General features: G+C 64.6%; 13 protein-coding genes and 1 tRNA gene. 5 read left to right on the forward strand and 9 right to left on the reverse strand.

The features are described 5' to 3' along the window. Positions 1-20: 20 nt before the first annotated feature. Positions 21-680, reverse strand: coding sequence for a metallophosphoesterase family protein (locus KU306_RS04720; RefSeq protein WP_258303030.1), 660 nt, complete (start codon positions 678-680; stop codon positions 21-23). Positions 681-737: 57 nt separating this feature from the next. Continuing rightward, on the reverse strand, positions 738-1,316 hold the full coding sequence (locus KU306_RS04725; RefSeq protein WP_258303031.1) for an IMP cyclohydrolase: 579 nt from the start codon (positions 1,314-1,316) through the stop codon (positions 738-740). A gap of 132 nt (positions 1,317-1,448) precedes the next feature. On the opposite strand from KU306_RS04725, the gene KU306_RS04730 reads away from it, so the two are divergent. Beyond that, positions 1,449-1,521, forward strand: a tRNA-Gln gene (locus KU306_RS04730). Between the two features lie 147 nt (positions 1,522-1,668). On the opposite strand, the gene cgi121 is transcribed toward KU306_RS04730, so the two are convergent. Next, the gene (gene cgi121 / locus KU306_RS04735; protein WP_258303032.1) at positions 1,669-2,163 is read right to left on the reverse strand and encodes a KEOPS complex subunit Cgi121; all 495 of its coding nucleotides are present in this window, start codon (positions 2,161-2,163) and stop codon (positions 1,669-1,671) included. Further along, on the reverse strand, positions 2,160-4,619 hold the full coding sequence (locus KU306_RS04740; RefSeq protein WP_258303033.1) for an ATP-dependent DNA helicase: 2,460 nt from the start codon (positions 4,617-4,619) through the stop codon (positions 2,160-2,162). Before KU306_RS04740 ends, cgi121 begins: the two co-directional genes overlap by 4 nt. Positions 4,620-4,771: 152 nt before the next feature. On the opposite strand from KU306_RS04740, the gene KU306_RS04745 reads away from it, so the two are divergent. From KU306_RS04745 to KU306_RS04750, 3 genes are all read left to right on the forward strand, one after another. Further along, complete coding sequence (locus tag KU306_RS04745; protein WP_007543978.1) at positions 4,772-5,014, forward strand: ferredoxin; 243 nt, start codon at positions 4,772-4,774, stop codon at positions 5,012-5,014. Between the two features lie 158 nt (positions 5,015-5,172). Continuing rightward, positions 5,173-5,259, forward strand: coding sequence for a hypothetical protein (locus KU306_RS19035; RefSeq protein ID WP_425499539.1), 87 nt, complete (start codon positions 5,173-5,175; stop codon positions 5,257-5,259). A gap of 4 nt (positions 5,260-5,263) precedes the next feature. Beyond that, positions 5,264-6,085 (forward strand): DUF7089 family protein, encoded by an 822-nt coding sequence (locus KU306_RS04750; protein WP_258303034.1) that lies wholly within the window; start codon positions 5,264-5,266, stop codon positions 6,083-6,085. A 36-nt stretch (positions 6,086-6,121) separates the two neighbouring features. Here the strand turns inward: KU306_RS04750 and KU306_RS04755 are convergent, their stop codons facing one another. Together KU306_RS04755 and KU306_RS04760 are read right to left on the reverse strand one after the other, a co-directional pair. Next, on the reverse strand, positions 6,122-6,700 hold the full coding sequence (locus tag KU306_RS04755) for a DUF7090 family protein (protein WP_007543982.1): 579 nt from the start codon (positions 6,698-6,700) through the stop codon (positions 6,122-6,124). A gap of 106 nt (positions 6,701-6,806) precedes the next feature. After that, on the reverse strand, positions 6,807-7,265 hold the full coding sequence (locus KU306_RS04760; RefSeq protein WP_007543984.1) for a DUF2391 family protein: 459 nt from the start codon (positions 7,263-7,265) through the stop codon (positions 6,807-6,809). 112 nt (positions 7,266-7,377) lie between these two features. On the opposite strand from KU306_RS04760, the gene KU306_RS04765 reads away from it, so the two are divergent. Further along, positions 7,378-8,058, forward strand: coding sequence for a class I SAM-dependent methyltransferase (locus KU306_RS04765; protein WP_258303035.1), 681 nt, complete (start codon positions 7,378-7,380; stop codon positions 8,056-8,058). A 27-nt stretch (positions 8,059-8,085) separates the two neighbouring features. Here the strand turns inward: KU306_RS04765 and KU306_RS04770 are convergent, their stop codons facing one another. The 3 genes from KU306_RS04770 to KU306_RS04780 form a co-directional block, all read right to left on the reverse strand. Further along, positions 8,086-9,297, reverse strand: a complete 1,212-nt coding sequence (locus KU306_RS04770) for an ABC transporter ATP-binding protein (protein WP_007543989.1) — start codon at positions 9,295-9,297, stop codon at positions 8,086-8,088. Positions 9,298-9,369: 72 nt separating this feature from the next. Continuing rightward, positions 9,370-11,085 (reverse strand): ABC transporter permease, encoded by a 1,716-nt coding sequence (locus KU306_RS04775; RefSeq protein ID WP_258303036.1) that lies wholly within the window; start codon positions 11,083-11,085, stop codon positions 9,370-9,372. A 1-nt stretch (position 11,086) separates the two neighbouring features. Continuing rightward, positions 11,087-12,229 carry a thiamine ABC transporter substrate-binding protein gene (locus KU306_RS04780; protein ID WP_258303037.1) on the reverse strand — a complete coding sequence of 381 codons (1,143 nt, stop codon included), beginning with the start codon at positions 12,227-12,229 and terminating at the stop codon, positions 11,087-11,089. Positions 12,230-12,244 lie beyond the last annotated feature (15 nt).

Genomic DNA, 12,244 nt, shown 5'->3' on the forward strand with positions numbered 1-12,244 from the left:
CGCCCTCGACAGCCCTGCTGTCACCGGCCTTCCGAAAGCCGGGAGGCGATACTGTGCGGAAGTCCGACCGCTTCGATTCGGTCTTCGACTCGTTCGATATCGTACTCGACTCGATGCGTTTCGACCGTCAGCGCGTCGAGGTCGACCACCGCGTACGCGGCTCTCGGGTCGCCGTCCCGGGGCTGGCCGACGCTTCCCGGGTTCAATACGATTCCTTCTCCGTACTGTTCGTACCCCTGCACGTGTGTATGGCCGAGGACCAGCAGGTCTTCCCCCGACAGAAGTCGCGGTGAGAAGTCGTCAGGGTAGGTGTAGCGGTCCGGGTCGTCCGGGTGGCCGTGGACGAGTTGGACGCGGCCGTCGGCGACTGTCCGGTACTCGGGGAGCGATTCGAGCCACTCCATCGACTCCTGAGACAGCGATTCACGGGCGTACTCGACGCCCGCGGCGGCCATCTGATTGAATCGGAAGCTGGTTCCCGAGACGACGGCCCGGTCGTGGTTGCCGGAGACGGTCGGCACCTCGCGGTCGGCGAGTTCCGCGACACACTCCTCGGGCCACGGATTGTAGCCGACGACGTCGCCAGCGCAGACGAGCGTATCGACCTGCGGCATGTCCGAGAGAACTGCCTCCAGTGCTGGAAGATTGCCGTGAACGTCTGAGATGACGCCGAGACGCATAGCTCCAGATAGGAGTCCGCATCGGAAAAGTGCGGGGCCGCAGGCTGGAACGTGAGTCTATTCGCCGTTGTAGAAGGCCGTCTCGACGGCACCCTCGTCACCGACAGTCGCGGCGGCGGCACAGACCGCGTGTTCGAACTCGTGGTCGTAGAGTTCGCGGGCCGCGTCGGCGGCGCTGTCGGCGGTCAGGTCGAACGCGCGGGGGTCGTCTTCCTCGTAGGTGGCGACGAGCGTCGGTTCCGTCACTTCCTCGACGATGAGCGCGTCCTTGCGGACGATGCCGATGAAGGCCTCGTCGTCGCCGACGACGCCAGCGATTCGGGGCGTGTTGTAGTCGTCTTTCTCGTAGTCGAGCGCGAGCAGAATCTCGGCGAGCGCGTCGCGCGGCGTGTAGCCCATGTCGAGTTTTTCGGCGATAGGGTCGACCTGCGAGCCGTTGCCGACGACGACGTAGTCGCCGCCCTCGCGGACGCAGTTGTAGGCGATGTAAGGGTTGTCCGTCTCCGGGGCGTCGGGCGTCGGCCCGACGGTCAGGGTGCCGTCCCGCTCGACGACCTGTCGATTCGGGAAGGACCGAGAGGAGACGCGATACGCACCGATTCCGGGACCGACGACGACGAATCGTCCGACGTACATACACGACAGTGGATAGAACGAGGCCAAATAGTTGGTGGTTTATGCACGTCTGTACGATTGTCTGCCAGCAACTGACATGGAGAGGCCGACACGCAACGTTTACAAATACCCACTGACTACGAGGTAGTGCGAAGTTCCATGGGGTAGTGGCCAATCCTGTTGCCTTCTGGGGGCAACGACCCAGGTTCGAATCCTGGTGGAACTACTTCTCTCAGCATTACACCTTTCGGGGACCCCTCTCGCCCCACAATCTCCAGTTGAAACAGGGGGGTAGCTATCGAAATCCTAAGGGGTTCGTTTCGGGTGGAAAAATCGACAGACAGCGGCGAGTTTTCTCGATACTGTACCTCGGTTAGCGGTCCACAGTAAGGAGCGATACGCGCTCTCTGACCAGCGCACTGAGGTCGCCGTCCGCGGCCGTCAACTCGGTGTCGCCGATGTCGTAGAACTCGCGGACGAGCGACTCGTCGTATTCGCCGAGCGTATCCGCCGGGTCGAGGTCGAGACGGTCGAACAGTGCCGACTCGGCCGCCGACTCGTCGCCACCGTCGACGAGAATCACCACGGGGAGCGTCCCTTCGGAGACGCCGATTTCGAACGCGCGATTGATTTGCCGTCGGCCGCTGGCATAGAGGATGAACTCGACCGCTCTGTCGCGGGCGATTTCGTTCCCGCGCTCGATGGCACGGTCGGCGAGTTTCGCGGCGTGTTCGAGGTGGTCGCGGCCGACGACATACCGGGCGTCGAACGCCTGAATCGTCGCCCCGGTTTCGTCGGCGACGGCACCCACTGTTTCGATACACGAGTCGAGGTCGGAGACGGTTGCGTTGGCTTCGAGGAATCTCATTCGAAATCACCCAGGCTGGCTTGTTGGTCGGAGCGCTCTTTTGCTGTCTCGAATCCGGTGTCGTCCGGAACGGCGTCGTCCGGCGCGTCGGACTCGTCTATCTCGTCCATCGAGGGGTCCTTGCGCCCCGCGGCTTCGAGGATGTTCTCGGCGGTCTTTCTGCGACCGCGGAGCGCGGCGAGGATGCGTGATTTGTCTGCTTCGCGGAGGTCTGCGCGGGATTCGACGCCCGCTTCGTACAGTCGGCGGGCGCGCTTGCGACCGACGCCGCGAACGCCCGCGAGGTCGAGCAGTTCCTCGTTGACGCCGTACTGGACGCGCATCTTCGCCTCGCGGACGGCGTAGACCGATTCGAGGTCCAGTTCGCTGGCGAGTCGTTCGGCCGCGCCGAGCAGCCACTCCGCCGTCTCGACTTTCCCGCGGATGTCGCCCGGCCCCACGCCGTAGCGTTCGGTGATGCGGTCTTCGTCGACTTCGTCGGACCAGTCTTCGAGGAGTCGCGCCGTCTTGAGCGCCGAGAGCCAGTCTTCGAAGGCAACGTCCTCGTACTCGGAGGGGACCCGACCGAGGAACTCCGGTTCGCGCTCGTAGCACAGTTCCGTGTAAGTGTCGCGGTCGCCGGATTTCAGGTACAACTGGTACATATCGGGCGTCCGGCAGACGAGGTGGTAGAGACCGAGCGTCGTCGGATACGTGCGGTCGCTCTCGAAGTCGTCCGTGTCGTCGCTGGTCGAGTTACTACCTGCTTCTCCACCCGCATCGGCGACCATGTCGCTCGCGCGCTGGAACCCGGCCGTCGCGTCCGGTTCAGATTGGGCGCTCCTGCTGGCGCTTGCCGTTTCACCTTCGAGTTCGCGGAGTTTCTCGGTCCGGTGGTCGTCGGCCCAGCGGAGACCGTCGATGATTTCGGCGGCACTCATCGGGTCCAGATAGAGGCGTGAGACGGTGTGGCCGATTGGCGTCGCGCGAATCGTCTGGTCTTCGAACTCGACGAATCCGTTCACTTCGAGGTAGTCGAGGACGCGGTCTGTGACCTGTTCGAGTCGGCCGGGGTCGTCGGTCTGCGTCGCGTAGAGTGTCTGGTCGAGGAATTCGAGGAGTCCCTCGCGGGTGTGTGCGAACCCGGAGGCGACGGTGGCGAGCAGGTGCGTCCGAAGCGCGGGTTCGGCCGCGAGTTTCGAGTGGACGTCCTCCGCGTCGGCCCAGATGTACCGCTCGAAGAGTTCGTCTCGACTGTCGGCATCCTTCGAGAGCAGCACCGCCTCGCCGTAGGGGTCGAGTCCGGGCCGCCCGGCGCGACCCATCATCTGGTGGACTTCGAGCACGTCGAGCGGTTTCATCCCGCCGTAGTCGCCGTCGTAGCGCTGCCAGTCGCGGACGACGACGCGCCGACTGGGGGTGTTGACGCCCGCAGCGAGCGTCGGCGTCGCACAGATGCACTTGATGAGCCGGTCGCGGAAGGCGTCCTCGACGAGCGTTCGGTGCTCGGAGGCGAGGCCAGCGTGGTGGAACGCCGCGCCCTTGGCGACGGCTTTCGCGAGGTCTTCAGAGGTTTCGGTGTCCGAAACGTCTCGAATTTCGGCGGCGAGTTCCGCGAGTTCGCTGCGTTCATCGCCGGTGATGTACTGCTCTGTCACTCCGGCCATTCGCCGGGCGGCGGACTCGGCGTTGCGCCGGGAGTTCACGAAGACGAGCGACGAGCCTTGGTCGTCGTCGCCGTCGCCTTCCAGCGCGTCGGCGACGAGCGCAGGTGTCTGTCTGTCGCCTTTCCCGACGGGCACCTCGCGTTGGCTCCCGTCGTCGAACGTAATCGCGTTCCCGTAGTGGACGCCCATCTTGAGGTCGATAGGTCGCCAGTCCGAGTGGACGAGCGAGGCGTCCAGCCAGTCGGCGACTTCGCCCGCGTTGCCGACAGTTGCCGAGAGGGCGACAACTTGGAGGCTCGGGTTCAATTGGCGGAGTTTCGCCAGCGTGACTTCGAGCGTCGGCCCGCGGTGGCGGTCGTTGACGAGGTGGACTTCGTCGGCGACGACGCAGGACAGTTGGTCCATCCACGCCGCGTTGTTTCGGACGAGCGAGTCCACTTTCTCGGAGGTGGCGACGATGATGTCGCGCGAAGACAGCCACTCGCCGCTGGATTCGTAGTTTCCGGTCGAGACACCCACGTCGATGCCGTACTCTTCCCAGCGCTCGAACTCGGCTTTCTTCTCGGAGGCGAGCGCCCTGAGCGGGACGATATAGAGCGCCTTCCCGCCCCGTGCGACGCTCGACAGCATGGCGAGTTCGGCGACGAGCGTCTTCCCACTCGCGGTCGGAACGGCCGCGACGAGGCTTTCACCGTCGGTCAGGCCAGCCTCGACGGCCTCGGCCTGCGGCGGGTACAACTCCTCGATACCCTCGTCGTGGAGGGCCTCGGGAACTCCCTCGGGCAGGCCTGTCAGGTCCGCTGTTCGCATTTGCGGTGAGTTGGGCCGTCCTGTGGTTTAAGCCATCGGGTCGCGTCGGGGGACGCCCCCAGCAGTCGTGATTCCCGACCGAACGTCGACAACGACGCCCAACTGTACCCCTCGTCGTCAGGGCTATGTACAGGCCGACGATACGTTCGGGTATGAAAGTCGAGTACGACCGCGAGACCTGTATCGGGATGTTCCAGTGTGTCGACGAGTGGGACGCGTTCGAGAAGAACCTCGACGACGGCAAAGCTGACCTCGACGGGGCCGAAGAAGTCGAAGAAGGCGTGTTCGTCCTCGACGTCCCCGAAGATGCGGAGTTCGACGCGAAGTTCTCCGCTCGCGTCTGTCCGGTCGACGCCATCCGCGTCTACGACGACGACGGCGAGCAGTTGGTCTGAGCGGCCAGCGCCTCTGTACGGCGATTTTTTTGTTTTCCCTTCGACCTTCGCCTGTGACACTGAACCGTGGTTCCCGCTCTCGACCCCCTTCGTTTCAACTGGAGATTCGCCGACCTCGGATTGAAGGATTTAAGCACAGCGACGGTAACCGTGACACCATGAGCCAAGCGACGAAAATCGTTCTCGGTACCATCGGCGTGTCGGCTGTTCTGGCGTTCGTGTTCGTCGGAATGAGCCTCGCCTGAGTAGATGTTCGACCCTCGAACGCTGCCGGCAGACCTCGAAGCGGTCCGCGAAGAACACGCTCCGAACGCGCTCGTGTTCGACGTAGCCGGCGACTTCGACACCGTTCCGCCGGCCGCCGCGGAGAACCTCGGCCTCGTGGTCGACTCGCTCTCGCCGGCGACATATCCCGACGAGTGGCTACCAGCGGACGCCCCAGAGGCGCTTCGGCTGTACGCCTCCTCGGATTTCACCATCGGAATGCCCGGTGACGGAACCGTGACGTGGACGCGCCAGACCGACCCGTCGGTCGTACTGGTAAAGTACCGGGCGAAAGGAACACCCGACGACTTTCTCGACTTCCTTATCGCCGAGGCGCTGGTCCAGAGTGGTCTCGACGATGTTCCGGAACACTTCCTCCCGTTCTTCGGCGAGGAGTACTGCGCGCTCGCCGAGGCGACGCCACTCGACGGAACCGACGTCTACCAAATCGCGGCCGCGCTCTACGAGGGATGGGTCGGCCTCCAGACCCGCGACGTGTTCGAGTCGTGGGAGGGAGAACACGACCGACTGTACGACGCGTGGGTCGATTCGGGCGAGCGATTGGACGACCGACTGGCCGACCTCCCGCGGTTGGTCGCTACCGGACGGACATCGTTCGCGGAGGCGACCGAGTTCGCGTGTTCGGCTATCAAACACGGACGCGACCTTCCGGCACCGTTCGCGGCGCTGGATACGTCGGCGTATCTCGAATACGGGCCGACCTATGCGGTCCGCTGGGCAGAGAAGACGTTCGACCGCCTTACGGAAGCGCGAGACGCCCGCGACGCGACAGACGAGCGGGTGTAAGCCGCCCGTATCGTCGCCTGCCGGGACGCGAGTGCGTTAGAAATCGGTCGTGACGCTGCCGTCTTCTGCGAGGTCGACGACACCGTCGAAGAGCCCGCGGAATCTGTCGAGCGTCTCTTGGTCGTGGACCTCCTTCGAGAGGTGGAACAGTCCGACCGCGTCGTACTCGTCGAGGAGTTCGAGGAGCGCTTTCGTCGCCTCGTAGGCGCGGTCTTCGTCGGCGTAGTACGCCATCTCCGTCACCGAGTCGACGCTGAACCTGAGTTTTCCATCGTGGCTTTCGAGGAACTGTCGCGTCTTCTCGACGATGGCGTCGAGGTCGTCGGGTGCCGCGACGTAGTAGATGTTGTCGGCGCTGCGCCGCGAGTAGCCGCGCTCGATAGAGAGCGTATCGAGGATGGTCGCGCGCGATTCGTCCACTTCGTAGTGTTCTATCTTCTGTTCGACCTCGCGCGCGGTGGTTCGCGTCGAGATGACGAGGAAGTGGTCGGTGTCGGTTTTGAAGAAGTCGGTGTCGATTCGGTCGGTCTCACCGATACTCGGATGGAGGAGCAAGATTCCTGTCCCGCCCGGTACCGTCTCCGGTGTGTCTTCGATGGCGAGCTCGTAATCCATACGTCATGCAGATACCGCGCTGACTTAACGCTTCATGCTATGGCACTGCCTCTCACCTCGACACAGCCGCGCGTTCGTGGGGGACGAACCACCCGAAGCGGCCGCGTTAGTACAGCGAGTCGGCAGTTGCCGCACCGATGACGCTGAAGACTGCTCCGACACTCGTCGCTTTGAGCGTCACGGCGAGGACCGCGAGGTCGAGTCGCATCCCGCCCCACTCGAACACCACCGTCCCCGTCACGTCCGAGAGGAACGTCCCCGGCGCGTCGAACGCGAGCGCGAGGATGAACACCGAGAGATACGAGACGCTGACGAGCGAGATGAACCGGACCGGAATCCCGGCGACGTCGCGTTCTCTGTCGGGGTTGCGGTCGTCGGCTTTGTAGAGTGCGCCGTATCCGACCGCGAGAACGATAATGAAGGTGAGCACGCCCTGGAACACCGACATGCTGCGCGCGAGCACCCACACTTCTTCTGTCACCACGAACGGTCCGGCGAGGAGGAATCCGCCGACAATCTGCTGTGCAGTGTCTGCGAAGGCGAACCGGCGGCGCACTCCGACCATACAACGCGGTGGGGACGGCGGTAATTAAATCGCGCGCCAGGGTGGCTGTCTCGGTTTCGAAGACGGCGCGGCGCTCCGAACTGATTTTGTCCCCCGACTGCGAGTGGCCTGTATGAGCGTACGCGACGAATTCGACGCGTGGGCGGCCGACGGCCGCGACAAGGGAATGGAGGACCGACACTGGCACACGGCGAAACACGCCCTCGCCCGGATGCCGGTCGAAGCAGGCGACACCGTCGTCGACCTCGGAACGGGAAGCGGCTACGCCCTCCGCGCACTGCACGACACGAAGGGTATCGGTCAGGGGTACGGTCTCGATGGCTCGCCCGAGATGATTTCGAACGCCCGCGAGTACACCGACACCGACGACATCGAGTTCGTCGTCGGCGACTTCGACGACCTGCCGTTCGACGACGACAGTGTGGACCACGTCTGGTCGATGGAGGCGTTCTACTACGCCCCGGACCCCGAACACACCCTCGAAGAGGTCGCGCGCATCCTCAAACCCGGTGGCACGTTCTACTGCGCGGTCAACTACTACGAAGAGAACGTCCACTCACACGAGTGGCAGGACAACATCTCCATCGAGATGACGCGCTGGACGCACGAGAAGTACCGCGAGGCCTTCCGCGACGCCGGTCTCCACGTCGCCGAACAGGACTCTATCGCCGACATGGACATCGAAATCCCGCCGGCGTCAGAGTTCCCGACCGACAGTTGGGAGACGCGCGAGGATATGGTCGAGCGCTACCGAACCTTCGGCACACTGCTGACTGTCGGCGTCGCGCCCTGAACGACTACGACCGCCACCTCCTCGGACTCACTCCACGACGTGCGTGGCCTCGGGGTCGAATCCGACGACGACGTCGTCGCCGAGTTCGAACGACTCGTCTTCGCTGTCCGGCACGGAAACGGTTAGCTCGCGGCCGCGCCAGTCGAGTCTGACGCGCGTGGTCGAACCCTGAAACTCCGAGTCGACGACGGTCCCGCGAATCTGATTCGCTTCGGCGTCGACGTGGAGATGTTCGGGCCTGACGCAGAACGTGAGCGAGTCACCGGCGTCGGCGTCGATGCCGCCGAGTACGAACTGGTGGCTATCGGTCTCGGTTCTTGGAGTTTCAGTCGCTTCCGCCGTCTCCGCGGCTTCCGCAGCCTCAGCCGTCTCCGCAGCCTCAGCCGCCTCCACAGCTCCCGTCGCTTCCGACGCTTCCGCTCTTTCGACTGCAGCGCCGACCCCCTCCGTTTCCGGTCGAGATTCGACCTCGACGAGCGAAGCCTGTCGGTCGGTCAACCCGCGTTTGACGACGCCGTCGAAGACGTTGTTCTCGCCGACGAACTCCGCGACGAACCGCGTTCGGGGTCGGCGGTACACGTCGCGGGGGACGCCGACCTGCTCGACGCGGCCGCGGTTGAGGACGGCCACGCGGTCCGAGACGGCGAGAGCTTCGGACTGGTCGTGGGTGACGTAGACCGTCGTCACACCGAGTTCCGACTGGATGCGCTTTACCTGCCGCCGGAGTCGCTCTCGTAGGCGGGCGTCGAGCGCCGACATCGGTTCGTCGAGAAGCAGCAGGTCCGGGCCGGGAGCGAGCGCGCGGGCGAGCGCGACGCGCTGTTGTTGCCCACCCGATAGGGAGTCCGGGTCGCGGTCTTCGAATCCCGAGAGGTCCACGAGGTCGAGGAGTTCCGAGACGCGCGCGTCTTTCGAGACGCCACCCGGCGGGTCCACGAACCGCAGGCCGTAGGCGACGTTCTCGCCGACGCTCATGTGCGGAAACAGCGCGTAGTTCTGGAACACCACGCCGACGCCTCGCTCTTCGGGTGGGACGCCGACCATCGAGTCACCGTCAAAACGAACCGCACCTTCTGTCGGTGATTCGAAGCCAGCGATACAGCGGAGCGTCGTCGTCTTGCCGCATCCCGAGGGACCGACGAGCGTGAAGAACTCGCCGTCTTTGACCGACAGCGACACGTCTTCGAGTGCGGTCGCGGTGCCGTAGCGTTTGGATACGCCGTCGAGTTCGAGTTTCACGAGTCGGCCTCCGAGTTCACGGTGTGGATTCTCTTGCGGGCGGTCATAATTCACCCCAACTCGGCGTGAGGGTCACAGTTCACCCCATCGCCCGCCGAAGCGGTCCACGACGAGGAAGCTCAGCGACGTGACGACGAGCAGCACACACCCCATCGCCGTCGCGGGACCGAGCCTGCGCCCCAGTAATCGCTCGACTGCGACGGGCATGGTGAAACTTCCCGACCCCTCCGCGAGGATGATGGTCGAGTCGAACTCGCCGATGCTGATGGCGACGGCGAAGGCCGCACCCGCGACGACGCCGGTCCAGACCAGCGGGAGTTCGATGTCGAGGAGGGCGCGGGTTCGCGTCGCGCCGAGGCTCCGCGCCGACTCCACGAGTCGCCCGTCGAGGCGCGAAAACAGCGGTGCGACGTTCCGGGTGACGAACGGGTACGCGCCGACGGCGTGAGCCGCGACGATGGCCAGCGCGCCCGTCACGCGGATTCGCGTGCCGAACACGTCGACGCCGAAGACGAGTCCCCGCAACAGGCCGAGGCCGACGACGATGCCCGAAACGGCGAATGGGGCCATCGCGAGGGCGTCGATGAGAGTCCGACCGCGGTATTGCCGGGTCGTCAAGACGGCCATCGTCACTCCCATCGGAACCGCCACGAGGAGCGTCCCGACGGCGAAGACGAGGGAGTTCCAGATAGCCGGAAGCGGCTTGACTTGGAAACTCGCGCCGGTCACCTGTCGCTCGGCGAGGAAGGCGTAGTGCGTGAGGGTGAGACTGCCGTCGCCGCCGGTCACGCTGGCGAGCAGCATGCTGGCGATGGGAACGACGAAGACGAGGACGACGACCACGCTGTAGCCCGCGATACCGACGGTTTGGAGCGCGGACTTCGTCGTCCACGTGTCGGGAACGACCGACCGACGTGGAAGTGGGTTCGCGGTCCCCCCGGCGGCGCGCTGGGTTGCCTCGTACCGGAGATAGACTGCCGTCAGCGTGAGCGAGATAACCGTCTCGATGACCGCGAGGCTCGCTGCCTCGGCGTACGCGAGGTCGCGGACTTTCGCGAAGACGAACACCTCGATAGTGGCGAGTTGGAACCCGCCGAGCGCGAGGACGATTGGGAACGACGCGAAGGTGAAGATGAACGTCAGCGTCGCCCCGACGCCGATAGACGGGAGGAGTTGCGGGAGTACGACGTCGCGGAAGGCGCGGAAGGGGTTCGCTCCGAGCGAGCGCGCTGTCTCGACCGCGCGGGCGTCTACGCTCTCCCACGCGGCGGTCACGATGCGGGCGACGAGTGGGGCGTTGTAGAAGGCGTGCGCGATGATGATGGCCTCCAGCGTGAACAGCAGTTCGACCGTCGGAAGACCGAACAGCGAGAGCGCCCGGTTCAGCGTCCCGTTCCGCCCGAACGTCGCCACGAACCCGACCGCGACCATGATGGAGGGCATGACGAACGGGAGGATGGTGAGCGAGCGCAGCGTCTCGCGGCCGTGGAACTCGAAGCGAGCGAACAACCACGCTGCTGGGAGACCGAGGGCGAGGCTGGCGAGTGTCGAGTAGAACGCCTGTTTCGCCGTGAACCAGATGATATCGACGAGGTAGAACTCGCTCGTCAGAATCGCTGTGATTGGTTCGAGCGTCAGTCTCCCATCGGCGAGGACGGCGTCGGCGAAGACGGTCGCAACGGGGTAGTAAAACAGGACGACGAGGATGACGGCAGTCACCGCGGCGACGACAGAGAGCAGTCGCTGTTCGAGGAGGCGGGCGACACGGCGACTGGCCGTGCGGACCACCTTACTTACTGGCGAACTCGCGGGCCCACGCGTCGGTCCAGCCACTCAAGTTGCCCTGGAGGCGGTCGTAGGAGAACGTGACGGCCTCCGGCGGTTCGTGGGCGTACTTGGCGAACTCTTCGGGGAGTTCGGCTGTCGTGGTCGCCGGGAACGCGACGTTGCGGACCGCGACTTCGGCCTGCACTTCGGGGCGCAGCATGAAGTCCATGAACTCCGAGGCGAGGTCCGGGTTGGCGGCGTCGGCGAAGGGTGCCATGCCCTCGGGGTTGGCGAAGCCCTGGTCGTTCAGGAAGCGAATCTGGTGTTTGGCCATGTTCGCGTCCGACTCGTTGGCGTACACCTGGTCGGTCGAGTACGACACGACCATCGGTGCCTCGCCGTTCGAGTAGGCGGTGTAGGAGTCAGACCAGTTGCCGAGGACGCGCACGTTGTTCTCCTTCAACTTGGCCCAGTAGTCGAGGTAGCCGTCTTCGCCCTTCGCGTCGATGGTGTGGAGCAAGAACGCCAGCCCCGTCGCCGACGACGTGGGGTTCTGCGCGAGGAGCGCGCCTTCGTACTCGGGGTCGAGGAGACCGTCGAACGTCTTGGGTGCGGTGAACGTCCCGTCTTCGCTCTGCGTCTCGTCGTAGACGAGCGAGATGTACCCCGTGTCGTAGGGAACCGCGCGGCCGTCGGGGTCGAATTCGAGTTGTTCGTTCACGTCGCCGAGTCGGGAGAGTCCCTCGGCGGGGGCGAACAGCGCGTCGTCGAGTTTCTCGTCCACGCGGACGAGCATCTGCGCGTCGAGACCGACGTAGAGGTCGGCACCCGACTCCACGCCACGGAGGGAACGCTCGATGTAGTGGTTCACGCCCGCGTCCGGAGTCTGCCACTCCAGCGTCGCGTCGAACTCGGATTCGAACTGGTCTTTCAGCCACGGACCGGGACTCGTACTGGGCGCGTCGACGAACGACCCGTAGGTCCCGACGACGAGCGTCTGGTCTTCGCCGCCGACGGTCGTTCCAGTCGAACTCGTCGTCTCCGTCTGCGTCGAGCCACCCGATTCGGTGGTCGTCTGTTCGGTTCCACTACCTCCAGTACATCCAGCGAGAAGTGCCGATACACCTGCTGCACCGGCAGATTTGATAAAGGTGCGTCGTCTCATTACTTGGTTGTTGCA

It is taken from the genome of Haloferax larsenii (genome assembly GCF_024730625.1).
Taxonomy (GTDB): Archaea; Halobacteriota; Halobacteria; order Halobacteriales; family Haloferacaceae; genus Haloferax; species Haloferax larsenii.

Excerpts from the sequence above, each read along its gene's own strand:
- KU306_RS04720 (WP_258303030.1), bottom strand. The coding sequence starts at position 680 with ATGCGTCTCGGCGTCATCTCAGACGTTCACGGCAATCTTCCAGCACTG.
- KU306_RS04765 (WP_258303035.1), top strand. The coding sequence starts at position 7,378 with ATGAGCGTACGCGACGAATTCGACGCGTGGGCGGCCGACGGCCGCGAC.
- KU306_RS04760 (WP_007543984.1), bottom strand. The coding sequence starts at position 7,265 with ATGGTCGGAGTGCGCCGCCGGTTCGCCTTCGCAGACACTGCACAGCAG.
- KU306_RS04725 (WP_258303031.1), bottom strand. The coding sequence starts at position 1,316 with ATGTACGTCGGACGATTCGTCGTCGTCGGTCCCGGAATCGGTGCGTAT.
- KU306_RS19035 (WP_425499539.1), top strand. The coding sequence starts at position 5,173 with ATGAGCCAAGCGACGAAAATCGTTCTCGGTACCATCGGCGTGTCGGCT.
- cgi121 (WP_258303032.1), bottom strand. The coding sequence starts at position 2,163 with ATGAGATTCCTCGAAGCCAACGCAACCGTCTCCGACCTCGACTCGTGT.
- KU306_RS04740 (WP_258303033.1), bottom strand. The coding sequence starts at position 4,619 with ATGCGAACAGCGGACCTGACAGGCCTGCCCGAGGGAGTTCCCGAGGCC.
- KU306_RS04750 (WP_258303034.1), top strand. The coding sequence starts at position 5,264 with ATGTTCGACCCTCGAACGCTGCCGGCAGACCTCGAAGCGGTCCGCGAA.
- KU306_RS04745 (WP_007543978.1), top strand. The coding sequence starts at position 4,772 with ATGAAAGTCGAGTACGACCGCGAGACCTGTATCGGGATGTTCCAGTGT.
- KU306_RS04755 (WP_007543982.1), bottom strand. The coding sequence starts at position 6,700 with ATGGATTACGAGCTCGCCATCGAAGACACACCGGAGACGGTACCGGGC.
- KU306_RS04780 (WP_258303037.1), bottom strand. The coding sequence starts at position 12,229 with ATGAGACGACGCACCTTTATCAAATCTGCCGGTGCAGCAGGTGTATCG.